Consider the following 24,891-nt stretch of genomic DNA (forward strand, 5'->3'; position numbering starts at 1 on the left):
GACCCGACGAAGGGGGCGTCAGGCGCCCCCTTCGCGTCCTAGGCTGGTGGGGTGAGCTCTCCCGCACCGGTCCACATCCGCGACGAGTCCATCCGCCTCGGCCAGCTGCTCAAGCTCGCCGGCCTCGTGGAGGACGGCGCGATGGCTCGCGAGGTCATCGCCGCCGGCGAGGTGAGCGTCGACGGCCAGCCCGAGACGCGCCGCGGCGCACAGGTCCGGGCGGGCAGCGTCGTGGACTTCGCCGGCCAGCAGGTCGAGGTCGTCACCGGAGAGGCCGAGATCGACGTCCCCTGGTGACGACGGTCCCTGAGGAGGTCGCGCAGCGACCGTCTCGAAGGGTCAGCCCTCGGTGAGCATCCAGTCGAGCGCCTGGTCGACGTGGATCGCCGTGGTGTCGTGCAGCGGCACGGGGCAGTCGTCCTCCTCGAGCAGCAGGCCGAGCTCGGTGCCCGCGAGCACGACGCACTCGGCGCCCCGCTCGGCCATCCCCTGCATCACCGAGCGCAGGGCGCGCCGTGAGGTGTCCTTGATGACCCCGTGGACGAGCTCCTCGTAGATGATCCGGTCGACCTCGGGCCGCTCGGCCTCCTCGGGCAGGAGCACCTCGATGCCGCGCTGGGTGAAGGGCGTGGTGTAGAAGTCGCCGGACATCGTCGTCAGGGTCGCCAGCAGGCCGACCTTGCGCTGGCGGGAGGCCTCGACCCGGCGGGCCGTCGCCTCGGCGATGTGGAGGAAGGGGATGTCGACGGCCGCGGCCACCTGGTCCGCCACCACGTGCATCGTGTTGGCGGCGAGGATGATGCCCTCCGCTCCCCCGGCCTGCAGGCTGCGGGCGCCCTCGACGAGCAGCCGGGCCATCTCGTCCCAGTCACCGGCATTTTCGGCATCGTCGACCGGCTGGAAGTCGAGGCTGTGGACGAGGACGCGGGCGCTGTGCAAGCCGCCCAGGCGCGCGTCGACCCCTTCGTTGAGACGGCGGTAGTACTCCGCCGTCGCCGACCAACCCATTCCGCCGAGGACACCAAGGAGACGCATGCGCACACCCTAGCCAGCAGGCTTGTGCGCGTGGGGCCTTCGTTCCGCCCTGTGGTTCGCATCGCGGGCGCCTGTCCGGCCACATCGAGCCCGGGCATACCCTGCAGGCGTGAAGGTGCTGCTGCTCGAGAACATCCACGACGTCGCCCGTGACGCCCTGACCTCCGCCGGCTTCGAGGTCGAGACCCGCTCCGGGGCCCTCGACGAGACCGAGCTGATCTCCGCCCTCGAGGGCGTCGACCTGCTCGGTATCCGCTCCAAGACCAAGGTGACCCAGGCGGTCATCCAGGCACGACCCGAGCTCAAGGCCGTCGGCGCCTTCTGCATCGGCACCAACCAGATCGACCTCGACGCCGCTGCCCAGGCCGGCACCGTCGTCTTCAACGCCCCCTTCTCCAACACGCGCAGCGTCGTCGAGCTGGCCCTGGGCGAGATCATCGCCCTCGCCCGCCACCTGACGGACAAAAATGCTGCGCTCCACGCCGGCGTCTGGGACAAGTCGGCCAAGGGCGCCCACGAGGTGCGCGGCCGCACGCTCGGCATCGTCGGCTACGGCAACATCGGCGCCCAGCTGTCGGTCGTCGCCGAGGCCTTTGGCATGCACGTGTCCTTCTACGACCTCGAGGACAAGCTGCCCCTGGGCAATGCCACGAAGTGCAACTCGCTCGACGAGCTGCTCGAGACCTGCGAGACGATCACGCTCCACGTCGACGGCCGCGCGGGCAATGCCGGCACCTTCGGCGCCGAGCAGTTCGCCAAGATGCGCCCGCGCAGCCTCTTCCTCAACCTCTCGCGCGGCTTCGTCGTCGACCTCGAGGCCCTGCGAGACAACCTCGTCTCGGGGCACGTCGCCGGCGCCGCCGTCGACGTCTTCCCGAGCGAGCCCAAGAAGGCGGGCGACCCCTTCGAGAACTGCCTGCAGGGCATCCCCAACGTCATCCTCACCCCGCACGTCGGCGGCTCCACCGAGGAGGCGCAGTACGACATCGGTCGCTACGTCGCCGGCAAGCTGCGCGACTGGGCCGACACCGGGGCGACCTCGATGTCGGTCAACGTCCCCGCCGTCGCCGCCCCCGTCGCCGCGGGCAGCACTCGCATCCTCCACCTGCACAAGAACGTCCCCGGCGTCCTCGCCCGGGTCAACACGATCCTGTCCGAGGGCGACGTCAACATCGACAGCCAGCAGCTGAGCACCAAGGGCGAGTACGGCTACGCCGTCACCGACCTCGCGAGCGGCCTGCCCGCCGACACCGAGCAGCGTCTGCGCGACCTGCCCGAGACCGTCGAGGTCCGGGTCATCGTCACGGCCTGATCCCCCTTCGCGGGTGGAGGGGGTCACTCCCCGTCGCGCAGCGCAGCCACGTCTGCGGCCCGCACAATGCGGGCTGAAGCGACCCAGGCAGCCGCCGCCGTCCCCCCGGTCATGAGCACCACGACGCCGGCAACGAGCCACCAGTCGACAGCGAAGGGGTTCTCCGGCACCTGGGCCACGAGGAGACCCGCCACCCCCATCCCGACGAGCGTGCTGAGCAGCCCGACGACCGCGACCGGAAGCGTGGTCTCGAGGACCATGACGCGGCGCAGAACCGGCAGCGGCACCCCCGCGGCATGCTGCCGACAGAGGGCACCGCGTCGCACGACGACCTGCTCGGCCACGGCGACGAGCAGGCCCACGACAGCGAGCATCCCGACGACGAGGAGGAGCACCTCGGCGAGCGTGAGCGGCACGAGGTAGAAGGCCGTCGAGTCGCCGCCCAAGGTGTGGCCCGCGGCCAAGGTCTCCCGCAGGCCTGCCCGCAGGGCCCCGCCATAGGTGGCGAGCGCGCCTCCGACGAGCCCGACGAGGACGAGGCCGGAGGCGGCGCGTCCGGCCCGCGCCGGGTGGGCTGCCATGCCCCGCCCGGCGAGGAGCGCGACCGCCGACCCGCCACGCCCGACGAGCGACCCGAGCGCTCGCGTCGACAGCGGCGCGACGAGGGACAGTGCCGCCACCAGCGCCACGAGGGCGGTCAGGGCCAGGGTCGAGCTGACCGCGAGGTTGACCATCCCCGAGTCGGAGACCACGAGCGCCGCCCCACCCGCGAGGCCGGCGACGACGACCAGGAGCACGGCCCGGGCTCCTGACACCCGCCGCTCGACGCGCTGCTGTCCGGCGACCCCGACTCGGATGCGGCCGGCAACCCACCAGGCCATCACGGCACCAATGAGGACGACGAGCGTCATGGCCGTGAGCAGGTGCGTCGGACGCGGCCACACCCCCGGCGGGAGCAGCGGCAACCCACCCACGTGCCACCGGGCCAGGAGGGCCCAGACGGCGAGGACGAGGATCGTGCCGACGATCACCCCGAGGGCAGTCATCGCGCTCGCCTCGACCGCAATGACCCGGCGCACGTCGCCACGCGTGGCCCCCGCGGCCCGCATGGCCGCCAGCCGACGGTCGCGCCCCGAGGACCCGACCCGCGAGCACTCGAGGGCGAGCAAGACGACCGGCAGTGCGAGCAGGGCCATGGCAAACCCGGCGCCGAGCGCGAGCTCGCCGTCGCGCAGCAGGGCGAGGCCGTAGTCGCCGGCCTGCCAGCCGCGCGCGTTGACGGCGGGGATCCCGCTCGCCAGTCCCGCGGGCACCATGGCGAGCGCGGCGCACCCGGCCATCAGCCGGCGCCGCAGTCGGTCCGCGGGCCCTCCCTTCGCCGCCATCCGTGCGGCCTCCGACCACGCCAAGCTCATCGCACGGCCACCATCTCGTCGACGTCGAGCATGCCGTCGCGCAGCACGACCTCGCGGTCCGCATAGGCGGCGACACGGGCGTCGTGGGTGACGAGGACGACCGTCAGCCCCTCCTCGGCGGCGACATCGGTGATGAGCTCCATGACCGACTCCCCTGCCCGTGAGTCGAGAGCGCCGGTGGGCTCGTCGGCGAAGAGCACTCCGGGGTTGGTCACGAGGGCCCGCGCCAGCGCCGCCCGCTGGGCCTGCCCACCGCTCACCTCGCCCGGCAGCTCGTCGGCGAGGTCCTCCACCCCGACGCGGGCCAACCAGGCCCGGGCCGTCGTGATCGCATCGCCGCGCCCACGACGCTCCAGGAGCAACGGCAGGGCGACGTTGTCCGCCAGGGTCAGCTCCTCGACGAGCTGGCCGAACTGGAAGAGCACCCCCACCCGCGTGCGCCGCAGCCGCGAGCGGGCGTCCTCGGACATCGCGGTGACCACGTGACCACCGAGACGGACCTGACCTTCGTCGGGACGGATGACGCCGGAGAGGGCGTGCAGGAGCGTCGACTTGCCCGAGCCGCTCGGCCCCGTGACCGCGACCATCTCGCCGGCCGCGACCGCGAGGTCCACCCCGCCCAACGCCGGGCGACGCCCGTAGTGGTGCGCCACCCCGGTGGCCTCGATCGAGAGCGCGTGGCCCTCCCCGCGTGTCGTCATGCTCGGTCCCCTTCGAGGTCGTGGACGCGCTCGAGCGCGTCCTCCATCCACCGGACGTCGGCGTCGAGGTGGCTCAGTGCGTAGTCGGCGGCGAGGACCCGGTGCAGGTCCCCCTTCGCCTCGCGCTTGTCACGCGTCAGCGAGCGCATCCGCTCGAGGTGGGCGGCGCGCTGCCGCCGCAGGTAGGTGGCAGCGGCATCGTGGCCACCGAGGAGCAGGGCGACGGCCACCTTGGACGCGAGGGGGTTGGCGACGTGCTCTCCCGGCCCGTCCGGCTCCGCCGCCCACGAGTCCACCTCGGCCCGCCCGGCGTCGGTCAGCTCGTAGACGACCCGCTCGGGCCCGCTCCCCTGCTCGACCGCCGCCTCGGCCACCAGCCCCTTGCCGGCGAGCCGCCCCAGCGCCGCGTACACCTGCCCGAAGGCCATGGGTCGCGCCGCCGGGAGCAGCTCGTCGTGATGACGCTTCAGGTCGTACCCGTGCTGCGGCCCCCTGCTCAGCAGCCCCATGAGGACGTGTCCCGTGGTCATGGGGAGGACTATTCACTGTGTGAGTAGTGGCGTCAAGGGTCCCTTCGAGACGGCGCTGGCGCGCCTCCTCAGGGACCGGGAGGGGCGGTGCGCCTCCTCAGGGACCGGGAGGGGCGGTGCGCCTCCTCAGGGACCGGGAGGGGCGTCGCGCCGCCGACGAGACATGACGAAGGGGGCGGCGCACCGGCTTCGGTTCACATGGTCCTCGCAACACCTCGATCTGAGGAGTTGCGAGGACCATGGTCATTTCGAGCGAAAAGCGGCGTCGTGTTGAGGTCTCTGCGGAGGTAGTTGCTGTGATGGTGGCTGCCTTCGAACGGGAAAGATCGATTGGTGCCGCAGCCAGGGCGGCTGGATGTGCTCACTCCACAGCTCGTCGGCATCTGGTTCGGGCGGGGTTGGTGCAGGCCGAGCCGATGCCGTTGGGCAAGCCGCGTCAGCGGGCCGAGTTTGACGAGCTGATCGCTTCCGGGGTCCACAACGCCGTGGCCGCTCGTCGGGTTGGGGTCACGCTCGACACGGGCCGGTATTGGATGCGGGGCGTGCGTAAGAGTCATGGCCGCACGATCTATCCCGATGGGCGCGTCACGGGCCCGCCGGCCAAGCGAGCGGCTAGGAACAGGCCCATGATCGAGGTCGTGGGTACGGGCAGGTTGCTGTCATTGCAGGATCGTCTGGTGATCGCCGACGGGCTGATCAACCGGGAGTCGATGCGTTCGATCGCTGCCCGGCTGGGCCGGCCGACCTCGACGGTCACACGTGAGGTCGCCGCCCACCGCGATGAGCAGGGCCGGTACGCGCCCCACCGGGCGCATCGTGACGCCGCGGATACCCGGGCCCGGCCGAAGGCATCAAAGCTGGCGCGGCCGGGAGCGCTACGCGAGTACGTCGTGGACGGGTTGTCACGGAAGTTGTCACCGGAGCAGATCAGCAACAGGCTCAAGGTCGACCACCCCGACGACGAGAGCATGCGCGTGAGCCACGAAACGATCTACCAGGCCCTGTACTTCCAGGCCCGCGGCGGCCTCAAACGCGAGGTCCAGACCGCTCTGCGCACCGGCCGCACCCGCCGCAAACCCCAAGCCCACGGGGTGCGGCGGCCGCGGTTCGTCGACGAGATGATCATGATCAGCGACCGGCCCGCCGCGGTCGAGGACCGCGCCGTCCCGGGCCACTGGGAAGGCGATCTGATCACCGGCAAGAACAACGGCTCAGCGATCGGGACGCTCGTGGAGCGCTCGACCCGGTACGTGATGCTGCTGCACCTGCCCGATACCCACGACGCGATCACCGTGCGTGACCGGCTCGTCGCCGCGATGCATCGCCTGCCGCAGCACCTGCGCGGGTCGCTGACCTGGGACCAAGGATCCGAGATGGCCGCGCACGCCTCGTTCACCACCGCGACCGACATGCCGGTCTACTTCTGCGACCCGGCATCGCCCTGGCAGCGCGGCTCGAACGAGAACACCAACGGGCTGCTGCGCCAGTACTTCCCCAAAGGCACCGACCTGAGCGTCCACGGCCACGCAGAGCTGGAGTACGTCGCCCAAGAACTCAACGCCAGACCACGAAAGACGCTCGACTGGGCAACCCCAGCCGAGCGTCTTCGTGATCTACTCCAGGAGGCCTAACCACCCAGGCCGAAATCCACACGGTGTTGCGAACACCCCATGAATCCGCCCCGGTTGGTGCGCCGCCCCCTTCGCTCAGGTCAGGACGTCAGTGCGAGTGGCCGTGGCCCTCGTCCTCGTCCTCCTTCTTGTCCACGACGAGCGTGTCGGTGGTGAGGACCATCGACGCGATCGAGGCGGCGTTGACGAGCGCGGAGCGGGTGACCTTGACCGGGTCGATGACGCCCTGGCCGATGAGGTCGCCGTACTCGCCGGTCGCGGCGTTGAGGCCCTCACCCGGGGTGAGTTCCTGCACCTTGGCGACGGCGACGTAGCCCTCGAGGCCCGCGTTCTCGGCGATCCAGCGCAGCGGCTCGACACCGGCGGTGCGCACGATGTTGGCGCCGACCTGCTCGTCACCCTCGAGCTGCACGGCGTCGAGCGCGGAGACCGCGTGCGCCAGGGCGGAGCCACCGCCGGCGACGATGCCCTCCTCGATGGCCGCGCGGGTCGCGGAGATCGCGTCCTCGATGCGGTGCTTCTTTTCCTTGAGCTCGACCTCGGTGTGGGCACCGACCTGGATGACGCAGACGCCACCGGCGAGCTTGGCGAGGCGCTCCTGGAGCTTCTCGCGGTCCCAGTCGGAGTCGGTGCGCTCGATCTCGGACTTGATCTGGTTGACGCGACCGGTCACGTCGTCGGTAGCACCCTGGCCGTCGATGATCGTCGTGGTGTCCTTGGTGACGACGATGCGACGGGCCTGCCCAAGGTCCTCGAGGGTGACCTGGTCGAGCTTGAGGCCGACCTCCTCGGCGATGACCTGACCACCGGTGAGGATCGCCATGTCCTGGAGCATCGCCTTGCGGCGGTCGCCGAAGCCGGGGGCCTTGACGGCCGCGACGTTGAAGACGCCCTTGAGCTTGTTGACGACGAGCGTCGAGAGGGCCTCGCCGTCGATGTCCTCGGCGATGACGAGCAGCGGCTTGCCGGACTGCACGACCTTCTCCAGCACCGGGAGGATCTCCTGGATGTTGGAGATCTTGCCCTGGTTGATCAGGACGTAGGCGTCCTCGAGGACACCCTCCATACGCTCCGGGTCGGTGACGAAGTAGGGGCTGATGTAGCCCTTGTCGAACTGCATGCCCTCGGTGAAGTCGAGCGCGGTCTCGGCGGTCGAGGACTCCTCGACGGTGATGACGCCGTCCTTGCCGACCTTGTCGAAGGCGTCGGCGATGATCCCGCCGATGCCCTGGTCCTGGGCGGACAGCGACGCGACCTGCGCGATCTCGTCCTTGCCCTCGACCTCACGGGCGGTCTCGAGCAGGCGGGCCGAGACGGCCTCGACGGCCTTGTCGATGCCGCGCTTGAGGCCGGACGGGGCGGCACCCGCGGCGACATTGCGCAGGCCCTCCTTGACCATGGCCTGGGCGAGGACGGTCGCGGTCGTCGTGCCGTCACCGGCGACGTCGTTGGTCTTGGTGGCGACCTCCTTGGCGAGCTGGGCGCCGAGGTTCTCGTAGGGGTCCTCGAGCTCGATCTCGCGGGCGATCGTCACGCCGTCGTTGGTGATCGTGGGGGCGCCCCACTGCTTGTCGATGACGACATTGCGGCCCTTGGGGCCGAGGGTCACCTTGACGGCGTTGGCGAGCTGGTCGACGCCGCGCTGGAGGGCGTCACGGGCGGAGTCGTTGAACTCCAGTTCCTTGGCCATGTTTGTCCTTTGGTTCTAACGAAGGGGGAAAAGGCGACGCCCCGGAGGGCCCGGGAGGGGCCGCACCCGGGGCGTCAGCTCAGTACTGGGAAGGATCGTCAGCCGACGATCGCGAGCACGTCGCGCGCGGAGAGGATGAGGTACTCCTGGCCGCCGTGCTTGACCTCGGTGCCGCCGTACTTGGAGTAGATGACGCGGTCGCCGACGGAGATGTCCATCGGGATGCGCTCGTCACCGTCCTCGTTGAACCGGCCGGGGCCGACGGCGACGACCTCGCCCTCCTGGGGCTTCTCCTTGGCGGTGTCCGGGATGACGAGGCCGGAGGCGGTGGTCTGCTCCGCCTCGATGCCCTGGACGACGATCCGGTCCTCGAGCGGCTTGATGGAAACCGACACGGTGACTCCTTCTGTGGGGACGTGTGTGTGAACGTGGGGCGAAGCCTGGCCGGGCGCCGTCGCGGGGGTCGTCCAACCGTGGCATCTGGCACTCGCCGGAGGTGAGTGCCAAGGGCAAATCTAGGCACCCGGTTGGCACTCGGTCAACCCGAGTGCCAAAGCCCGTCGCGGCCGGGCCGCTGGGCGGCCCGGGATGCGTGACAATGGCGCACGTGGATCCGACGACCGTGCGCTGGCTGGCCTCCCCCGAGGGGCACGAGTCCCTGCACGGCCTGCCCGAGTACCGCGAGGCGGACGCGGTCGGCCTGGCCTCGCGGCTGCGGGCGTCGGGACACTCCGCCGAACGCGTCGCCGCCCTCCTGACGCAGAAGCGCCTGCAGGCGCGCGCGCAGGAGAAGTTCGGCGAGTTCGCCGACGGCATGCTCTTCACCCCCGACGGTCTCGAGCAGGCCAGCCGGCTGGAGGTGGCGGCGACGCACGCTGGGCGCTACGCGACGGCCAGCCTGGCGACCGTCCACGACCTCGGCTGCGGCATCGGCTCGGACGCGATGGCGATGAGCGCCCTCGGCGTCACCGTCCACGGCGTCGACGCCGACCCGCTCACGGCGGCCATCGCCGACGTCAACCTGCGGCCGTGGCCCGACAGTCGGGCCCGCACCGGCGTGGCCGAGGACTTCGAGGCACCGCTCGACCCGCTGCACTCGCGCACGGGTGTCTGGCTCGACCCGGCCCGCCGCACCCCCGGTGTCACCGACCGCTCCGGGCGCACCCGCCGTGTCTTCCGGCTCGACGAGATCTCCCCGTCGTGGGACTTCGTCCTCTCCGTCGCCCGTGACGTCCCCGCGACCGGGGCCAAGCTCTCCCCTTCGCTCCCCCACGACATCCCGCCGCTCGGCACCGAGGCCCAGTGGACCTCGTGGCAGGGCACCGTCCTCGAGTGCACGGTCTGGTGGGGCCCGCTCGTCAAGGAGGCCGGCCGCAGTGCCCGGGTCCTGCGCAAGGGCGCGCCGCCGGTCGAGGTCGACCAGCGCACCTGCGAGGACGACCCGGCCGCCGCCCTCTCGCTCCCCGACACCGGCCGCTGGCTCTACGAGGCGGACCGCGCGGTCACTCGCGCCGGCCTCATCGGCACCGTCACCGGCGCCGTCTCCGGCATGGAGCTCGAGGCCGGGCTCGGCTACGTCACCAGCGACGACGCCGTCGACCTCGGCCACGCCCGACGCTACGAGGTGCTCGAGGCGATGCCCTTCTCCGTCAAGGGTCTGCGCGGGTGGCTCCGCGAGCGCGGGGTCACCGGCCTCACGGTCAAGAAGCGCGGGATCCGGCTCGACGAGGACCAGCTGCGCAAGCAGCTGAAGATCGGCCGCGGAGCCGGCGACGGCGACAGCGCCACCGTCGTGCTCACCCGCGTCGGCGGCGAGCAGGCCGTGCTCGTCGTCGAGGCATCCTGAGCGCGGCATCACCGGCGCGAGCGCCGTCGACGCCCATGCGGCGCAGGTAGCCTGCCCCCCATGCCGACCCGAGCCAGTCACCTGACCCGCGCCGCTGCAGGCCTCGCCGTCCTCGCCCTCGTCGGGTGCGCCTCCGACGACCCGGGAGCGGGCAGCACGAGCTCCTCCTCGACGTCGTCCCCGACCTCCGCCGAGGACACGACCTCCGCGACGTCGTCCTCGTCGGCGACGTCCTCCCCTTCGTCCTCGTCGTCGCGATCGACCACGGTGACCGCCGACGGCCCCGAGGCCAGCGCCTGCGTCGAGCAGGTGCGTGACGCGATGACGCCGACCCAGCAGGCCGGTCAGCTGCTCATGGCGGCCATGCAGCCGGGGCCGGCCAGCTCCCTCGACGGGCCGATCGGGGCGCAGGGCCTGGGCTCGATGCTCTACCTCGGCGGCTGGCAGGAGAGCGCGACCGTCGCGGCCGCCAGCAAGCACCTGCAGGACGTCTCCCCCACCGTCGACGGGACCAAGGTGGGCATGCTCGTCGCCGCCGACCAGGAGGGCGGCGAGGTCCAGCAGCTCACCGGGTCCGGCTTCACCTCGATGCCCTCCGGCCTCGAGCAGGCGCAGGACCCCGACCTGCGGGCCTCGGCCAAGGGCTGGGGCACCGAGCTCAAGCAGGCGGGGGTCAACGTCAACCTCGCCCCGACGGCCGACACCGTCCCCAGCGAGATCGGCACGGCCAACGAACCCATCGGCAAATGGGGCCGCCAGTACGGCTCGACCCCGCAGGCCGCGAGCAAGGGCGCGGTCGCCTTCGGTCAGGGCATGCAGGACGCGGGCGTCGAGCCGACGGTCAAGCACTTCCCCGGGCTGGGGCGGATCACCGGCAACACCGACCTGCGTGACACCGGCATCACCGACTCGACGATGACCCGCGACGACGCGCACCTGACCCCCTTCGCCGACAGCATCGAGGCCGGGACCAAGATCGTCATGGTCGGCTCCGCGCACTACTCCAAGATCGACGGCGAGACCCCGGCCCTCTTCTCTCGCACGATCGTCGACGACATGCTCCGGGACGACCTCGGCTTCGACGGGGTCGTCATCACGGACGACGTCGGCGCGGCCAAGGCGGTCGCGGCCACGCCGGTCGGCGAGCGCGCGACGCGCTTCATCTCCGCCGGCGGCGACATCGTCCTGACCGCAGAGCCGGCCCAGGTCCCCACGATGGTGTCCGCCATCGAGGCCAAGGCGAAGGGGGATGCCGCCTTCGGCAAGCAGGTGACGGCCTCGGTCACCCGCGTACTCACCCTCAAGGAGGACATGGGTCTGCTGCGCTGCGGCTGAGCCAACCGGCGACCGGCGCGTAGACCTCTGGCTCGGGTGAGGCCCACCCCGCCGCGACCAAAGGCTGACGGCAGCCGAGACCACGGGTCGATGCCCGCGACGCGGTGCCGGCGCGAGTCTTGCCGCATGAGCACCTCGACGACGGGCCCGCGGACGCCCGAGACCCCCTCCGCCCCTCCGACGACCCTGCTGCCGGCCCCGAGCATCGAGCCGGCGGCCCCGCAACCCACCCAGGCGCGCAGCTACGTCCACCAGATGCGCGGGCCCAGCCACCGTTGGTGGCGGCCCCTCCTCGCGCTCCTCGTCGCCTCGACCACGGCCCTCGTCGGGATGGGCGTGATCACCGGCGTCTTCATCGCCACGGGTCTGGTCACGAGCGAGGAGCAGATGTTCGACGTGCTCGACCCCACGGCGTCGCTGCTGGGCAACCTCCTCATCGCCGTGCTCATCCCCGCCACCCTGCTGGGCCTGCGGGTCGGCTTCGGTCCGGGCGCGGGGCGGGTGCTGTCCGTGGCCGGACGCATGCGCTGGGCCTGGCTGGCCCGCTGCGGTGCCGTGCTGGCGCCGATCTGGGCGGCCTACCTCGCCATCGCCTGGCTCGCCGACGGTGCAGAGGTGCTCGGGCGTCCGGAGCACTGGGTCGGACTGCTCGTCGTGTCGCTGCTGACGACGCCGCTGCAGGCCGCCGCCGAAGAGATCTTCATGCGCGGTGGGCTCGTTCAGGGCCTGGGTGCCTGGGTGTGCTCCCCCGTCGTCGCGCTCGGCGTGACGACCCTGCTGTCGGCGGCGCTCTTCGCCCTGGCGCACGGGTCGATGGACATCTGGATCCTCATCGACCTCGGGTGGATGGCCGCGGTCGGGTGCTGGCTCACCTGGCGCACCGGCGGGCTCGAGGCGATCATCGCGCTCCACGTGGTCAACAACCTGCTCGTCGTCACCCTGGGCCTGCTGGCCGGCGGCCTCGAGCAGAGCTATGTCGACACCGGCGTGACGAGCACCCCGCTCGCCGCCGGGGCAAGCGTGGCCGCCACGACGCTCGTCGCCGCGGTCCTGCTGCATCTCGCTCGGCGGCACGGCATCGCCCCGCAGGGCTGGCGCGAGCCGGCGCTCCGCTGAGCTCACGCCCGGCCCGTGGGCCCGGCGGCCGAGGGTCCGGCGGTCCGGGCGGTGCCTACGCCACTGCTCCGTACGACGGGTCACGGCTCCCGATCCAGCACACCCCGGCCTAGGACTACGCCACCCCCACTGCCCCGCCCAGCCCCGGCCCACAGCACGAAGCAGCGACGACCTCGGCCGGCTCGGCCGAGCCGGCTGCAGCCTCAGTGCGCGTGGTCATGGTCGACGTGCACGGGCAGGCCGGTGCGCACGTCGGTCACCGGCAGCGAGCTGTCGGCCGGCAGCGACAGGTCGCTGGCCGGCCGGCCCTTGAGCATCATCTGGGCGCCGAGGCTGGCGACCATCGCGCCGTTGTCGGTGCACAGCCCCGGCCGCGGGACGCGCAGCTGGATGCCCGCGTCGTCGCACCGCTGCTGGGCCATCGCCCGCAGGCGCGAGTTGGCGGCCACCCCGCCACCGACCTGGAGCGCAGCGACGTCGTGCTCGGTGCAGGCGAGGACCGCCTTGCGGGTGAGGACGTCGACGACGGCTTCCTGGAAGGACGCAGCGACGTCGGCCACCGGCACGTCGCGCCCGGCGGCCTGCTCGGCCTGGACCCAGCGAGTCACCGCCGTCTTGAGGCCGGAGAAGGAGAAGTCGAAGCGGTGACGCTCCATGTCCTTGCGGGTGGACAGCCCCCGCGGGAAGTCGATGGTGATCTGCCCGTCGCTCGCCGCCCGGTCGATGTGCGGCCCCCCGGGGAAGGGCAGGCCGAGCACGCGGGCCACCTTGTCGAAGGCCTCCCCCGCAGCGTCGTCGATCGTCGAGCCGAGACTGCGGATGTCGTGCGTGACGTCGGGGACGAGCAGCAGCGAGGAGTGCCCGCCACTCACGAGCATCGCCATCGTCGGCTCGGGCAGCGGACCGTGCTCGACGATGTCGACGGCCACGTGGCTCGCCAGGTGGTTGACCCCGTAGATCGGCAGGCCCAGCGCCACGGCCAGCGCCTTGGCCGAGGCGACGCCGACCATGAGCGGCCCGGCGAGCCCCGGACCGGAGGTCACGGCGATGCCGTCGAGGTCGGTCAGGGCGACCCCGGCCTCGCGGCAGGCCCGCTCGATCGTCGGGACCATCGCCTCGAGGTGAGCTCGGGAGGCCACCTCGGGCACGACGCCGCCGAAGCGGGCGTGCTCGTCGACGCTCGACGCGATGGCGTCGAAGAGCAGCTCGGTGCCGTGGACGATGCCGACACCGGTCTCGTCGCACGAGGTCTCGATGCCGAGGACCAGGGGTACATCCGTCATGCCTGCGCCTCCTGCGACAGGTCGAGGGCGAGGACGAGCGCGTCGCCCCCACCCGGGTAGTAGCCGCGCCGGGTCTGCAGCAGCCGGAAGCCGGCCGAGTCGTAGAGCCCGCGCGCCGCGGTGTTGTCCGCTCGCACCTCGAGCAGCAGTCGCTCGGCGCCCGCGGCCCGCGAGCGCGCCACGAGCTCCTCGAGCAGACGGCGCCCGAGCCCGCGCCCGCGGACCCGCGGCAGGGTCGCGATGGTCATGACGTCGCTCGTGTCGCCCGCGTGGTCCAGCCCGGCGTAGCCGGCGATCCCGTCGCCGTCCTCCGCGACGAGGTACTCGCGCCGCGGCCGACCGGCGAGCTCGCCCCACCACGACGCGAGGCTCCACGCCTCGGTGCCGAAGAGCTCCTGCTCCAGGTCCGCCAGTCGCTCCAGGTCCTGCCAGCGCACCTCCCTCATGACGAAGGGGGGAGCCGTCACCGCGGTCACTGGCTCGCCTCGGCACCGCGGCCGGCCCGCTCGCCCTGCCGCAGGTCGCGCTGCTGCTGACGGGGTGAGGGCTTCAGTGCGGACTTCGGCGCCGTGGACGCGGGCGCGACGGCGTCGGGGCGGCGCAGGTAGAGCGGCTCGACGGGCATCTCCTCGCCCGCGGCGATGCGCCGGGCGGCGAGGGCGGCGAGCACCCCGGCGTCGACGTCGAGCAGGGCGGCGTCGGCCCCGTCACCCGCCAGGTCGAGCGGGTGCGCCAGCAGGTCGGGGTAGAGCAGCGAACCCCGGCCGACCGTGGGCAGCGCGCGCACGTCGTCCGGCAGGTCGGTGGGCCGGGTCACGGCAGGCTCGTCGAGCGGCGTGATCCCACCCGCAGCGCAGCGGTAGCGGGCCCAGTAGACCTCCTTGCGCCGGGCGTCGCTCGCCACGAGCAGCTCGCCCTCGTGCCCGCCGGCGGCAGCCGCGGCGGCGAGCGCGTCGAGCGAGCACACCCCGTGCACGGTGATGCCCCGCGCGTGGGCGAGGGTCTGCGCGGTGACGAGACCGACCCGCAGCCCGGTGAAGGGCCCGGGGCCTGTCCCGACGGCGACGTGGGTCAGCTCGTCGACGGCGGTCGCTGCCCTCGCGAGCGTCTCGACGACCAGCGGCGCGAGCAGCTCGGTGTGCCGGCGCGCGTCGACGACGGAGCGGCTGGCGAGCACCCGCTCGCCGTCGTGGACGGCGACCGAGATCGCCGAGGTGGCCGTGTCCAGCGCGAGCAGCCTCACGGCACTCCCCCTTCGTCGGCGGACGTGCAGGTCGTCGCGCCCACGGCCTCCTGCAGGTAGGACTCGACGTCGACGCCTGCCCAGCGTGCGCCGACACCGGTGGCGGTGAGCGTCCGTGCCTCGGTCGCCGGGTCGGCGACGAGGGTGATCTCGAGCCGCTCGTCGGCCAGTCCCTCGGCGAGGCCGGCACCCCACTCGACGACGGTCACGGCCTCGTCGAGCTCGGAGTCGAGGTCCAGGTCGTCGAGCTCGGCGGAGCCACCGAGGCGGTAGGCGTCGACGTGGACGAGCTCAGGGCCCCCCACGAGCGAGGGGTGGACGCGCGCGATGACGAAGGTCGGGGAGGTCACCGCGCCCCGCACCCCGAGCCCCTCGCCGAGGCCACGGGTCAGGGTCGTCTTGCCGGCGCCCAGGCCTCCGGTGAGCACGACGAGGTCGCCGGCCCCCAGCAGGTCGGCCAGTCGGCGACCGGCGGCGACGGTCGTGTCCGCGTCGGGCAGCAGCAGACTCATGCGGTGCGCTCCGTCGCGGGTTCCGCGGTCCCTTCGCTGACGGCCGCCTTGGCCCGCTCGGCGTCGCGCTCGGCGTCCTCGCCGCGGCTGCGCTCGAGCAGACCGAGGATGCCGTCGGTGACCGGCCCCGGCCGCTCGAGCTGGAGCAGGTGGCCCACGCCGGGTACGACGACGTGCTCGGCCGCCGGCAGGGCGTCGGCGAGCGCCTGGCTGTGCGCCGGCGGCGTGAGCACGTCCTTGGACCCCGCGACGATGAGCACGGGGGTGTCGACGAGACCGGGCAGGCTGTCGCGCACGTCGAGCTCGTCGAGCTCGGGCAGGAAGGCGCCGATCGCGTCGAGCCGGGTGCCGAAGATCATCGTCGCGAGCTTGCGCAGCATCTCCTTGGGCATCGGGGTGCCGAAGGAGTAGCGCTGGATCGCCCGGTTCTCGACGGCGCGACCGGCGGCGCGCATGCCGCCCCACACGCCGTCGCGACGGCCGAGCCCACCGAGGAACCCCGGACCGAAGCGGGTGATCACGCCGTCGAGCATCTTGCCCAGACCGACGTGCACGAGGCTGTCGCCGCCGGCGCTCGTCGCGATGAGGGCGACTCCGCGGACCCGGTCGCGGGTGAGCTCGGGATAGCGACCGGCGAAGCTCATGATCGTCATGCCGCCCATCGAGTGGCCGACGAGGACGATCTCGCCGTCGGGGGTCGTCGCGTCGACGACGGCCCGCAGGTCCTGGCCGAGCTGGTCGATGGTGCAGCGCTCGAGGTCGCCGGCCTGGGAGGCGCCGTGGTTGCGCTGGTCGTAGCTGACGACGCGGTAGCCGGCGTCGACGAGCGCGCGCCGCTGGAAGACCCAGGAGCTGAGGTTGAGCACGAAGCCGTGGACGAGCACGACGGTCGGCCCGGTCTGCGGGGTCCAGCCCTCCGGCTCGTCGACCTCGACGTGCAGCACGACCCCGTCGTTGGCCGGGACGGCCTGCACCTTGTCCGTGACGAAGGGGAAGACGTGCACCTCGTCGTGGTGGGTCACCGCATAGGCGCGGGAGCGCTTGACCGCGGACCGGCCCACGTAGCCCGCACCGGCGATCGCCACACCGCCGACGGCTGCGGCCGCCAGGCCGATGCCCGTCGCCGCAGCCTTGCCGATGCCGCCGTGCTCGTGCTCGTCCATCACTGGCCTCCGAGGTAGCGGCGCGGGACGCGGGGCCCGAGCCGGGTGACGATCTCGTAGTTGATCGTGTCGATCGCGGCCGCCCAGTCCTGAGCGGTCGGCTCGCCGTCGGCCTCGCGGCCGATGAGGACGACCTCGTCGCCCGACCGGGCGGGGCTGTCGGCGCCCAGGTCGAGCACCATCTGGTCCATGCACACGCGTCCCGCGACGGTGTAGCGGCGGCCGTGGACCTGCATCGGGCCCACTCCCGAGGCGTGGCGGGGGATGCCGTCGGCATAGCCGAGCGGCACGAGACCGAGGCGGGTGTCCCCCTTCGTCGTGTACTGGTGGCCGTAGGAGATGCCCTGGCCGGGCGGGCAGTCCTTGACGTTGATGAGGCGGGCGACGACGCGCATGGCCTCGCGCAGACCGAAGTGGGTGGGTCCACCGATGTCGGGCACCGGCGACAAACCGTAGATCGAGACCCCGGGGCGGACCATGTCGAAGCGCGCCGACGGGTTGGTCAGGGTCGCGGCGGAGTTGGCGAGGTGGCGGATGCGCGGGCGCAGACCGGCACGCTCGGCGTCCTCGTGGATCGCGCCGAAGGTCTCCTGCTGGGCCCGCACCGTCGGGTGGTCGGGAGCGTCGGCATAGACGAAGTGGCTGAAGATGCCCTCGACGTCCAGCACGCCCTCGGCCTCGAGCCGGGCGGCGTCCACGAGCATGCCGGCGAGGTCGTCGCGCCACGCACCCCCGCGCCCCAGGCCGGTGTCGACCTTGAGGTGGACGCGGGCGGTCTGCCCGGTGGCCCGGGCCGCCGCGGCGATCTCGGCGAGCGCCCACGGGGCACCGGCCGAGAGGGTGAGGTCGGCGCGCACCGCAGAGACGAGGTCGGCCCCGGGCGGGAAGAGCCAGGTGAGGATCGGCGCGGTGACGCCCGCGACGCGGGCCGCCATCGCCTCGCCGAGCTGGGCGATGCCCAGGTAGGTGGCGCCGCCGGCCAGGGCGGCGCCGGCGACTGGGACGAGGCCGTGGCCGTAGGCATCACCCTTGATGACCGCCATGACGTCGGCGTCACCGGCGAGCTCGCCGAGGCGGGCGACGTTGTCGCGGATCGCGTCGAGGTCGATGTCCGCCCATGCGGACAGACCGTCGGTCGGCGCATCGCTCGGCAGGACCGAGGGGGTCGCGACGGACGGCAGGGCGGGGTGCGGGGTCGAGATGTCCATGGATACCGACCGAGTCTAGATCGGCGAAGGGAGGCAGACTGGCAGGCATGACCTACCGCGCCGACGACTACCAGGCCGACCGCACCCGCTACGACGCCACGGACTACCGCCGGTGCGGCCGTTCGGGCCTGCTCCTGCCCCCGATCTCGCTCGGCCTGTGGCACAACTTCGGCGACGCGGAGCCCCTCGAGACGCAGCGAGCGGTGCTGCGCCGCGCCTTCGACCGGGGCGTGACGCACATGGACCTCGCCAACAACTACGGCCCGCCCTACGGCGCCGCAGAGCGCAACTTCGGGACGATCTTCGCCGCCGACTTCCGCCCCTACCGCGACGAGCTGATCATCTCGACCAAGGCCGGCTGGGACATGTGGCCCGGCCCCTACGGGCAGGGCGGCGGCTCGCGCAAGTACCTGCTCGCCTCGCTCGACCAGTCGCTCGAGCGGATGGGTCTGGACTACGTCGACATCTTCTACAGCCACCGCTTCGATCCCGACACGCCGCTCGAGGAGACGATGGGCGCGCTCGACGCCGCGGTCCGCGCAGGCAAGGCGCTCTACGTCGGCATCTCCTCCTACGGCCCCGAGCGCACCCGCGAGGCGCACGCGATCCTGCGCGAGATGGGCACTCCCCTGCTCATCCACCAGCCCTCCTACTCGATGATCAACCGCTGGATCGAGGACGAGCTGCTCGACACCGTCGACGAGCTCGGGGTCGGCACGATCGCCTTCACCCCGCTGGCCCAGGGGCTGCTCACCAGCAAGTACCTCGGCGGCATCCCCGAGGACTCGCGCGCCGCGCGCGAGGGCACCGGCATCGCCGAGCAGCTGACCGACGACAACATCGCTCGCATCCGCGCGCTCGACGCCCTCGCCCAGGAGCGCGGTCAGACCCTCGCGCAGATGGCCCTGGCCTGGGCGCTGCGCGACGAGCGGGTCACCTCGCTGCTCGTCGGCGCACGCACCGTCGAGCAGCTCGACAACAGCCTCGACGCGCTGGGCAACACCGACTTCAGCGACGAGGAGCTCGCCCGCATCGACGAGCACGCCGTCGACGGCGGGGTCAACTGGTGGGCGGAGTCGGCCCGGGGTTAGGAGCGCAGCAGCGCGGCGACGGTCGGGCCGACGGCGTGCGCCACGGCGAGTGCCCGCACCGGCCCTCCGGGGTTGGCGTCGTGGGCGGCGCGTCCGTGCACGAGCGCGGCGAGCGAGCCCGCCTCGGCCGGCTCCAGCCCGCCCGCGAGCAGCGCACCAGCGATGCCGGCGAGGACATCGCCCGACCCCGCGGTCGCCAACCACGCCGGCGCGTCGTCCTGCACGTGCACCGGCCCGTCGGCGTCGACGACGAGTGTCGTGCCCCCCTTGAGCAGCACGGTCGCGCCGGTGAGCCCGGCGAGCATCCGAGCGTGCTCGAGCGGTGAGCCCTCGACCTCCTCGCGGGTCAGCTCGGTCGAGCGCTCCCGCAGCCGGGTGATCATCCGCGCGCACTCCCCCGCGTGCGGGGTGAGCAGGGTCGGCGCATCGCGTCGGCCGGTGACGAGGTCGAGACCGCCGGCGTCGACGAGCACGGGCAGGTCGGAGTCGAGGGCAGCCCGGGCGGCGGCGAGTTGGGCGTCCGCGCCCGGCGCGGTCGAGGTCGTGTCGAGACCGGGCCCGACGACCCAGGCCTGGACCCTCCCTTCGCCGTGGACGGCCTCGGGGACTGCCGCCCTAACGAGCGCGGTCGGTGTCTCGGTGCCGACGTAGCGGACCATGCCCACCCCGGCGGTGACGGCCGCCGTCGTCGTGAGCACCGCTGCTCCCGTGTACTGCTCACCGCCGGCGACGACCCCGAGGACCCCGCGCGAGTACTTGTCGTCGTCGGGCCCCGGCACCGGCCACAGGAGCGGCACGTCGTCAGGGGTGATCCGCACGACGGCGGGCGTCGCCTCGGTGAGGTCGAGCCCGATGTCGATGACGGTGAGCACACCGCAGGCGGCCTCGGTCGGAGGCAGCAGGTGCACCGGTTTGGGCGCACCAAAGGTCACGGTCTCGTCGGCGAAGACCGCGTCGGCGAGCGCGTCGCCACCCTCGACCGGCTGCCCGCTCGGGGTGTCGACGGAGATGACCCAGGCCCGGTCACGGATCGCGTCGACCCACGGCCGGGCGAAGGGAGGCAGCCCCGGCCTGCCCCCGATGCCGGTGATGCCGTCGAGGACCACCTCGGCCCGGGAGATCGCGGTGAGGGCCTCTGGGCTGTCGGCGGCGAGGACCGTGGCTCCTCGATGACGGGCGAGCTCGGCGGCCTCGGTCTGCACCTGCGAGGCCGTGGTGTCGATGCACACGGCCGAGGTCTCGAAGCCGCGCTTGGCCAGGCGGGCGATGGCGTAGAGCGCGTCGGCGCCGTTGTTGCCCGGGCCGACGAGTGCCGTGACGGTCCGCGCGCCGCGCTCGCGCATCCGCCCGGCCGTCACGCGCGCGATGCCGCGGGCGGCCCGCTGCATGAGCTCACCGCTCTCGAGGAGCTCGGGCAGGGCGGCCTCGGCCGCACGGATGGTCGGGGCGGAGTAGCCGGTGATCACGCCGTCGACGCTACCGGCTGCGGGAGGTGACGGTCCGCCCCCTTCGCCCGTGGTGGACGAAGGGGGGTCAGGCGGTCTCGGCGACGACGATCGCCGTCGCGATGCCGCCGTCGTGGCTGAGCGAGATGTGCAGCCGGTCGGCGCCCAGGGCCTCGGCGCGCTCGGCGACCTTGCCGCTGATCGCCAGGACCGGCTCCCCGTGGACACCGGAGGTCACCTCGACGCCCTGCCAGGGCAGGTCGCCGGGGGTCATCAGGGCCTTGCCGACGGCTTCCTTGGCGGCGAAGCGCGCGGCGAGCGACCGCAGCGGCAGGTCACGCTCGGCCGCGGTGAAGACGCGGTCGAGCAGCGCGGGCGTGCGCTCGAGCCGCTCGCCGAGGCGGGCGATGTCGACGACGTCGATGCCGACCCCGACGATCACGGGGTCACTCGACCGTGACGGACTTGGCGAGGTTGCGCGGCTGGTCGACGTCGAGCCCCTTGGCGGTCGACAGGTGCAGCGCGAAGACCTGGAGGGGCACGACGGTGAGCAGCGGCTGGAGCAGCGGCGAGGTGTGCGGCACCCGGATGACCTCGTCGGCGAAGGGCAGCACCTCGTCGTCACCCTCCTGGGCGATGACGAGCGTGCGAGCACCCCGGGCACGGATCTCCTGGATGTTGGAGACGACCTTCTTGTGCAGGTCATTGGGGGTGTCCGGACCGGGGACGACGATGAAGACCGGCTGGCCGGGCTCGATGAGCGCGATCGGGCCGTGCTTGAGCTCACCGGCGGCGAAGCCCTCGGCGTGGATGTAGGCGAGCTCCTTGAGCTTGAGCGCGCCCTCCATGGCGATCGGGTAGCCGACGTTGCGGCCGAGGAAGAGCACCGAACGGGTGTCGGCCATGAAGCGGGCGATCTCCTCGACCCGGCCCATGGTGCCGAGCAGCGCCTCGATCTTGGCCGGGACCTCGTGCAGCTCGGCCATGACGGCCTTGGCGTCGTCGGCGTAGGTCTGGCCGCGCAGTTGCGCGAGGTAGAGGCCCAGGACGTAGCAGGCGGTGATCTGCGCGAGGAAGGCCTTGGTCGAGGCGACCGCGATCTCCGGGCCGGCGTGCGTGTAGAGCACGGCGTCGGACTCGCGCGGGATCGTCGCGCCGTGCGTGTTGCACACCGAGACGGTGAGGGCGCCGAGCGAACGGGCGTGCCGCACGGCCATCGCCGTGTCGGCGGTCTCGCCGGACTGGCTGATCGAGACGACGAGGGTGCGCTCGGAGACGATCGGGTCGCAGTAGCGGAACTCGTGCGCCAGGGAGACCTCGACGGGGATGCGGGTCCAGTGCTCGATGGCGTACTTGGCGACCATGCCGGCGTAGGCGGCGGTGCCGCACGCGACGATGGTGATCCGGTCGACCTGCTTGAGCTTGTCCTCGTCGATGCGCAGCTCGTCGAGGACGAGACGGCCCTCGGCGTCGGTGCGCCCGAGGAGGGTGTCGCCGACCGCGTGCGGCTGGTCGTTGATCTCCTTCTCCATGAAGGTGTCGTAGCCGCCCTTCTCCGCGGCGGCCGCGTCCCAGGTCACCTCGTAGGGCTTGCCCTCGGCGGGGGTGCCGTCGAAGTTCATCACCGCGTGCGAGGACGGGGTGATCGTGACGATCTGGTCCTGGTCGAGCTCGACGGCCTGCTTGGTGTAGCCGATGAAGGCGGCGACGTCGGAGCCGAGGAAGTTCTCCCCTTCGCCGAGCCCCACGACGAGCGGGCTGTTGCGGCGGGCGGCGACGACGGTGTCGGGGGCGTCGGCGTGGACGGCGAGGAGTGTGAAGGCGCCCTCGAGTCGGTTGACCACCGAGCGCATCGCCTCGGTGAGGTCACCCGACTCGTCGAAGGCCGCGGCGAGCAGCTGCGCGGCGACCTCGGTGTCGGTCTCGGAGGTGAACTCCACACCCTGCGCGAGCAGCTCCTGCTTGAGGGCGTGGAAGTTCTCGACGATGCCGTTGTGGACGACCGCGAGCTTGCCGTCGCGGCCACCGCGGTGCGGGTGCGCATTTTCGTCCGTCGGGCCACCGTGGGTGGCCCAGCGGGTGTGCCCGATGGCCGTGGCCGCCGCGGGGACGCTCTCGCCCTCCAGGGCCGAGCGCAGGTTCTCGAGCTTGCCCGCACGCTTCTGCGTGAAGACCTCGTCGCCGGCGACGAGCGCGACGCCGGCGGAGTCGTAGCCGCGGTACTCCAACCGCGCCAGGCCCTCCATGACGACGTCCAGGGGGCGGGCGCCCGTGTCGGGGCCGACGTATCCAACGATTCCGCACATGGCGGACAGGCTAACCGCCCGGTGACCATCTGCTGAAAAGGTGGGACACAATGGGGTGCGTGTCCACCGCCGCCACGACGAGCTTGCCCTCCCCCTTCGTCGAGCTCGACCGCCAGGCATGGGCGACCCTGCGCGAAAATCACCCGCTCAACCTCGACGAGGGCGACCTCGCCCGGCTGCGCGGCCTGAGCGACCCGATCGACCTCGAGGAGGTCCAGGAGGTCTACCTCCCGCTCTCGCGCCTGCTGACCTTCTACGTCTCGGCGACGACCCGGCTGCACCGGATCACCTCGACCTTCCTCGGCGAGCGCCCGCCCAAGGCCCCCTTCGTCATCGGCGTCGCCGGGTCGGTCGCCGTCGGCAAGTCGACGACCGCGCGCATCCTGCGCGAGCTGATGCAGCGCTGGCCCGACACCCCCAAGGTCGACCTGGTCACCACCGACGGCTTCCTCTTCCCCAATGCCGAGCTCGAGCGTCGTGGCCTGCTGCAGCGCAAGGGCTTCCCCGAGGCCTACGACCGTCGGGCGCTGCTGCGCTTCATCTCGGCGATCAAGGCGGGCCAGCCCGAGGTGACGGCGCCCGTCTACTCGCACCTGACCTACGACATCGTCCCCGACGAGCACATCGTGGTCCGCCAGCCCGACGTGCTCATCATCGAGGGCCTCAACGTCCTGCAGCCGCCGGGCACCCGCAGCGACGGGCGCACCGGCCTGGCCGTCAGCGACTTCTTCGACTTCTCGGTCTACGTCGACGCCAACATCGCCGACATCCGCCGCTGGTACGTCGAGCGCTTCCTGCGCCTGCGCAAGACCGCCTTCGCCGATCCGGCCTCCTACTTCCACCGCTACGCCGAGCTCACCGACGAGCAGGCCCGCGCCCGCGCCCTGCACATCTTCGAGACGATCAACGAGCCCAACCTGCTCGACAACGTCCTGCCGACCCGTGGCCGGGCCACCCTCGTCCTGACGAAGGGGTCGGACCACCAGGTCCGCCGCATCCGGCTGCGCAAGCTGTAGCGACGGCGACGGCGACGGCGACGGCGACGGCCGAAAGATGGTGTCGGCGCACATCAAGCCGAAGTCAGGAACGACAACCGCCGGCATCAGGGAGACGAAGGACTTCGGCGGGCGCCGACATCTTCTTTCGTCCGGCGCCCTCCAGCCAACGACGAAGCCCCCGCGACCTGGTGGTCGCGGGGGCTTCGTGCTGGGCGGCTCAGTACCAGTGTGGGTCGTTGCTGTCCCAGAAGGCCTTGGCGCCGCAGGGGTCGCCGTAGGAGGTCTTGATGTAGTCCATGCCCCACTCCATCTGGGTGATGGGGTTGGTCTTCCAGTCGTCGCCGGCGGTGGCCATCTTGCTGGCCGGGAGCGACTGCGGGATGCCGTAGGCACCGGACGAGGAGTTGGTCGCGCTGTAGTCCCAGTTGCTCTCGCCGATCCACAGGCTGACGAGGCAGGACCACTGGTCGTCGCCCCAGCCGTACTCGGCGGCGAGCTCCTTGCCGTAGGGCGCGGGGTCGGCCTGGATCTGCTTGATCTCCGCGTCGGTGAACTCGCGCTCGCTGACCGGCTTCGCCTTCTCCTGCTTGCGCTTGCGCTCGGCCGCCTCCTTCTTGGCGGCGGCCTTGCGCTTGGCCTCGGCGGCCTTCTTGGCCTCGGCCTTCTTCTTCGCGGCGGCGGTGGCCAGACGGTCCTGCTCACGGGAGGCGCTGCGGGAGACGTTGGTCGCGCGGCGGTCCTCGGCCAGGCGGGTGGTGTCGGCGGCCATGGCGTCGGACACGGCGATGGTCTTCGAGCTCTCGGCGGCCGGGGCAGCGGCCGTCGCGTCGTGCGAGGGGTCGCCGAGGGCGACGGTGGCGCCCACCGAGCCGAGCATCGCCACGGCGATGGCTCCGCCCACGACGGGACGCCGGATCGCGGCGCGCAGCGAGGCGCCCTTGTCGCTGCGGGCGCGTGCGGCGCCGTGCCTGGGCGTGTAGTCGCTCGACTTCACGACACCAGCTCCTTCCATGCAACAGCCACTCAACGGG

General features: G+C 72.2%; 24 protein-coding genes. 8 read left to right on the forward strand and 16 right to left on the reverse strand.

What is annotated here, in order from left to right; genetic code table 11:
* Nucleotides 1-51: 51 nt before the first annotated feature.
* Nucleotides 52-297 (forward strand): RNA-binding S4 domain-containing protein, encoded by a 246-nt coding sequence (locus NYE39_RS07140; protein ID WP_072625312.1) that lies wholly within the window; start codon nt 52-54, stop codon nt 295-297.
* Nucleotides 298-339: 42 nt separating this feature from the next.
* Here the strand turns inward: NYE39_RS07140 and NYE39_RS07145 are convergent, their stop codons facing one another.
* The gene (locus tag NYE39_RS07145; protein WP_341012258.1) at nt 340-1,035 is read right to left on the reverse strand and encodes an aspartate/glutamate racemase family protein; all 696 of its coding nucleotides are present in this window, start codon (nt 1,033-1,035) and stop codon (nt 340-342) included.
* Between the two features lie 109 nt (nt 1,036-1,144).
* Between NYE39_RS07145 and serA the strand changes: the two genes are divergently transcribed.
* Nucleotides 1,145-2,347, forward strand: a complete 1,203-nt coding sequence (gene serA, locus NYE39_RS07150) for a phosphoglycerate dehydrogenase (RefSeq protein WP_341012259.1) — start codon at nt 1,145-1,147, stop codon at nt 2,345-2,347.
* A 23-nt stretch (nt 2,348-2,370) separates the two neighbouring features.
* Here serA and NYE39_RS07155 read toward each other — a convergent pair whose 3' ends face one another.
* The 3 genes from NYE39_RS07155 to NYE39_RS07165 are packed head-to-tail and all read right to left on the reverse strand — an operon-like array spanning nt 2,371 to nt 4,993.
* The gene (locus NYE39_RS07155; RefSeq protein WP_341012260.1) at nt 2,371-3,762 is read right to left on the reverse strand and encodes an ABC transporter permease; all 1,392 of its coding nucleotides are present in this window, start codon (nt 3,760-3,762) and stop codon (nt 2,371-2,373) included.
* The gene (locus NYE39_RS07160) at nt 3,759-4,463 is read right to left on the reverse strand and encodes an ABC transporter ATP-binding protein (RefSeq protein WP_072625316.1); all 705 of its coding nucleotides are present in this window, start codon (nt 4,461-4,463) and stop codon (nt 3,759-3,761) included. The genes NYE39_RS07155 and NYE39_RS07160 overlap by 4 nt, the downstream gene beginning before the upstream one ends.
* Nucleotides 4,460-4,993 carry a PadR family transcriptional regulator gene (locus tag NYE39_RS07165; RefSeq protein WP_072625317.1) on the reverse strand — a complete coding sequence of 178 codons (534 nt, stop codon included), beginning with the start codon at nt 4,991-4,993 and terminating at the stop codon, nt 4,460-4,462. The genes NYE39_RS07160 and NYE39_RS07165 overlap by 4 nt, the downstream gene beginning before the upstream one ends.
* Nucleotides 4,994-5,526: 533 nt before the next feature.
* Here NYE39_RS07165 and NYE39_RS07170 point away from each other — a divergent pair.
* Complete coding sequence (locus tag NYE39_RS07170) at nt 5,527-6,624, forward strand: IS30 family transposase (protein WP_445667087.1); 1,098 nt, start codon at nt 5,527-5,529, stop codon at nt 6,622-6,624.
* Between the two features lie 88 nt (nt 6,625-6,712).
* On the opposite strand, the gene groL is transcribed toward NYE39_RS07170, so the two are convergent.
* Both groL and groES read right to left on the reverse strand, forming a co-directional pair.
* Entirely contained in the window at nt 6,713-8,314 is a 1,602-nt protein-coding gene (gene groL / locus NYE39_RS07175) for a chaperonin GroEL (protein WP_341012261.1), read from the reverse strand.
* A 98-nt stretch (nt 8,315-8,412) separates the two neighbouring features.
* On the reverse strand, nt 8,413-8,709 hold the full coding sequence (gene groES, locus NYE39_RS07180; protein ID WP_072625319.1) for a co-chaperone GroES: 297 nt from the start codon (nt 8,707-8,709) through the stop codon (nt 8,413-8,415).
* A gap of 203 nt (nt 8,710-8,912) precedes the next feature.
* On the opposite strand from groES, the gene NYE39_RS07185 reads away from it, so the two are divergent.
* The 3 genes from NYE39_RS07185 (at nt 8,913) to NYE39_RS07195 (ending at nt 12,611) form a co-directional block, all read left to right on the forward strand.
* Nucleotides 8,913-10,160, forward strand: coding sequence for a class I SAM-dependent methyltransferase (locus NYE39_RS07185; RefSeq protein ID WP_341012262.1), 1,248 nt, complete (start codon nt 8,913-8,915; stop codon nt 10,158-10,160).
* A gap of 60 nt (nt 10,161-10,220) precedes the next feature.
* Nucleotides 10,221-11,495 (forward strand): glycoside hydrolase family 3 N-terminal domain-containing protein, encoded by a 1,275-nt coding sequence (locus NYE39_RS07190; protein ID WP_341012263.1) that lies wholly within the window; start codon nt 10,221-10,223, stop codon nt 11,493-11,495.
* 126 nt (nt 11,496-11,621) lie between these two features.
* Nucleotides 11,622-12,611, forward strand: a complete 990-nt coding sequence (locus NYE39_RS07195) for a CPBP family intramembrane glutamic endopeptidase (RefSeq protein ID WP_341012264.1) — start codon at nt 11,622-11,624, stop codon at nt 12,609-12,611.
* A 203-nt stretch (nt 12,612-12,814) separates the two neighbouring features.
* On the opposite strand, the gene tsaD is transcribed toward NYE39_RS07195, so the two are convergent.
* From tsaD to alr, 6 genes are read right to left on the reverse strand one after another with little or no spacing between them, the layout of a single operon-like run.
* Nucleotides 12,815-13,894 carry a tRNA (adenosine(37)-N6)-threonylcarbamoyltransferase complex transferase subunit TsaD gene (tsaD, locus tag NYE39_RS07200; RefSeq protein WP_341012265.1) on the reverse strand — a complete coding sequence of 360 codons (1,080 nt, stop codon included), beginning with the start codon at nt 13,892-13,894 and terminating at the stop codon, nt 12,815-12,817.
* Nucleotides 13,891-14,361 carry a ribosomal protein S18-alanine N-acetyltransferase gene (gene rimI / locus NYE39_RS07205; RefSeq protein ID WP_341012266.1) on the reverse strand — a complete coding sequence of 157 codons (471 nt, stop codon included), beginning with the start codon at nt 14,359-14,361 and terminating at the stop codon, nt 13,891-13,893. The genes tsaD and rimI overlap by 4 nt, the downstream gene beginning before the upstream one ends.
* 5 nt (nt 14,362-14,366) lie before the next feature.
* Nucleotides 14,367-15,137: a tRNA (adenosine(37)-N6)-threonylcarbamoyltransferase complex dimerization subunit type 1 TsaB gene (gene tsaB / locus NYE39_RS07210; RefSeq protein WP_341012267.1), complete on the reverse strand. Its 771-nt coding sequence runs from the start codon at nt 15,135-15,137 to the stop codon at nt 14,367-14,369.
* Nucleotides 15,134-15,649 (reverse strand): tRNA (adenosine(37)-N6)-threonylcarbamoyltransferase complex ATPase subunit type 1 TsaE, encoded by a 516-nt coding sequence (tsaE, locus tag NYE39_RS07215; protein ID WP_341012268.1) that lies wholly within the window; start codon nt 15,647-15,649, stop codon nt 15,134-15,136. Before tsaE ends, tsaB begins: the two co-directional genes overlap by 4 nt.
* Nucleotides 15,646-16,812: an alpha/beta fold hydrolase gene (locus NYE39_RS07220; protein WP_341012269.1), complete on the reverse strand. Its 1,167-nt coding sequence runs from the start codon at nt 16,810-16,812 to the stop codon at nt 15,646-15,648. The genes tsaE and NYE39_RS07220 overlap by 4 nt, the downstream gene beginning before the upstream one ends.
* Entirely contained in the window at nt 16,812-18,020 is a 1,209-nt protein-coding gene (gene alr, locus NYE39_RS07225; protein WP_341012270.1) for an alanine racemase, read from the reverse strand. Before alr ends, NYE39_RS07220 begins: the two co-directional genes overlap by 1 nt.
* Nucleotides 18,021-18,067: 47 nt before the next feature.
* On the opposite strand from alr, the gene mgrA reads away from it, so the two are divergent.
* A complete protein-coding gene (mgrA, locus tag NYE39_RS07230) occupies nt 18,068-19,111 on the forward strand; it encodes an L-glyceraldehyde 3-phosphate reductase (protein ID WP_341012271.1) in 1,044 nt (347 codons plus the stop codon).
* Here mgrA and NYE39_RS07235 read toward each other — a convergent pair.
* The 3 genes from NYE39_RS07235 to glmS form a co-directional block, all read right to left on the reverse strand.
* Nucleotides 19,108-20,577, reverse strand: coding sequence for a bifunctional ADP-dependent NAD(P)H-hydrate dehydratase/NAD(P)H-hydrate epimerase (locus NYE39_RS07235; protein ID WP_341012272.1), 1,470 nt, complete (start codon nt 20,575-20,577; stop codon nt 19,108-19,110). The genes mgrA and NYE39_RS07235 overlap by 4 nt on opposite strands.
* 67 nt (nt 20,578-20,644) lie before the next feature.
* Nucleotides 20,645-20,998, reverse strand: coding sequence for a holo-ACP synthase (locus NYE39_RS07240; protein ID WP_072625328.1), 354 nt, complete (start codon nt 20,996-20,998; stop codon nt 20,645-20,647).
* Between the two features lie 4 nt (nt 20,999-21,002).
* Nucleotides 21,003-22,862, reverse strand: a complete 1,860-nt coding sequence (gene glmS, locus NYE39_RS07245) for a glutamine--fructose-6-phosphate transaminase (isomerizing) (protein ID WP_341012273.1) — start codon at nt 22,860-22,862, stop codon at nt 21,003-21,005.
* A gap of 50 nt (nt 22,863-22,912) precedes the next feature.
* Here glmS and coaA point away from each other — a divergent pair, with 50 nt between their 5' ends.
* Nucleotides 22,913-23,878, forward strand: a complete 966-nt coding sequence (coaA, locus tag NYE39_RS07250) for a type I pantothenate kinase (protein ID WP_341012274.1) — start codon at nt 22,913-22,915, stop codon at nt 23,876-23,878.
* A gap of 199 nt (nt 23,879-24,077) precedes the next feature.
* On the opposite strand, the gene NYE39_RS07255 is transcribed toward coaA, so the two are convergent.
* On the reverse strand, nt 24,078-24,854 hold the full coding sequence (locus NYE39_RS07255) for a hypothetical protein (protein WP_192910725.1): 777 nt from the start codon (nt 24,852-24,854) through the stop codon (nt 24,078-24,080).
* Between the last annotated feature and the right edge of the window lie 37 nt (nt 24,855-24,891).

The organism is Janibacter sp. FSL W8-0316 (assembly GCF_038004165.1).
Lineage (GTDB): Bacteria > Actinomycetota > Actinomycetes > Actinomycetales > Dermatophilaceae > Janibacter > Janibacter indicus.

What these genes read in the sequence shown, in the direction of transcription:
- NYE39_RS07145 (WP_341012258.1), bottom strand. Translation starts at nt 1,035, where the DNA reads ATGCGTCTCCTTGGTGTCCTCGGCGGAATGGGTTGGTCGGCGACGGCG.
- NYE39_RS07155 (WP_341012260.1), bottom strand. Translation starts at nt 3,762, where the DNA reads ATGAGCTTGGCGTGGTCGGAGGCCGCACGGATGGCGGCGAAGGGAGGG.
- NYE39_RS07160 (WP_072625316.1), bottom strand. Translation starts at nt 4,463, where the DNA reads ATGACGACACGCGGGGAGGGCCACGCGCTCTCGATCGAGGCCACCGGG.
- NYE39_RS07165 (WP_072625317.1), bottom strand. Translation starts at nt 4,993, where the DNA reads ATGACCACGGGACACGTCCTCATGGGGCTGCTGAGCAGGGGGCCGCAG.
- NYE39_RS07170 (WP_445667087.1), top strand. Translation starts at nt 5,527, where the DNA reads ATGCGGGGCGTGCGTAAGAGTCATGGCCGCACGATCTATCCCGATGGG.
- groL (WP_341012261.1), bottom strand. Translation starts at nt 8,314, where the DNA reads ATGGCCAAGGAACTGGAGTTCAACGACTCCGCCCGTGACGCCCTCCAG.
- NYE39_RS07185 (WP_341012262.1), top strand. Translation starts at nt 8,913, where the DNA reads ATGGCGCACGTGGATCCGACGACCGTGCGCTGGCTGGCCTCCCCCGAG.
- NYE39_RS07190 (WP_341012263.1), top strand. Translation starts at nt 10,221, where the DNA reads ATGCCGACCCGAGCCAGTCACCTGACCCGCGCCGCTGCAGGCCTCGCC.
- NYE39_RS07195 (WP_341012264.1), top strand. Translation starts at nt 11,622, where the DNA reads ATGAGCACCTCGACGACGGGCCCGCGGACGCCCGAGACCCCCTCCGCC.
- tsaD (WP_341012265.1), bottom strand. Translation starts at nt 13,894, where the DNA reads ATGACGGATGTACCCCTGGTCCTCGGCATCGAGACCTCGTGCGACGAG.
- tsaE (WP_341012268.1), bottom strand. Translation starts at nt 15,649, where the DNA reads ATGAGTCTGCTGCTGCCCGACGCGGACACGACCGTCGCCGCCGGTCGC.
- NYE39_RS07220 (WP_341012269.1), bottom strand. Translation starts at nt 16,812, where the DNA reads ATGGACGAGCACGAGCACGGCGGCATCGGCAAGGCTGCGGCGACGGGC.
- alr (WP_341012270.1), bottom strand. Translation starts at nt 18,020, where the DNA reads ATGGACATCTCGACCCCGCACCCCGCCCTGCCGTCCGTCGCGACCCCC.
- mgrA (WP_341012271.1), top strand. Translation starts at nt 18,068, where the DNA reads ATGACCTACCGCGCCGACGACTACCAGGCCGACCGCACCCGCTACGAC.
- glmS (WP_341012273.1), bottom strand. Translation starts at nt 22,862, where the DNA reads ATGTGCGGAATCGTTGGATACGTCGGCCCCGACACGGGCGCCCGCCCC.
- coaA (WP_341012274.1), top strand. Translation starts at nt 22,913, where the DNA reads ATGGGGTGCGTGTCCACCGCCGCCACGACGAGCTTGCCCTCCCCCTTC.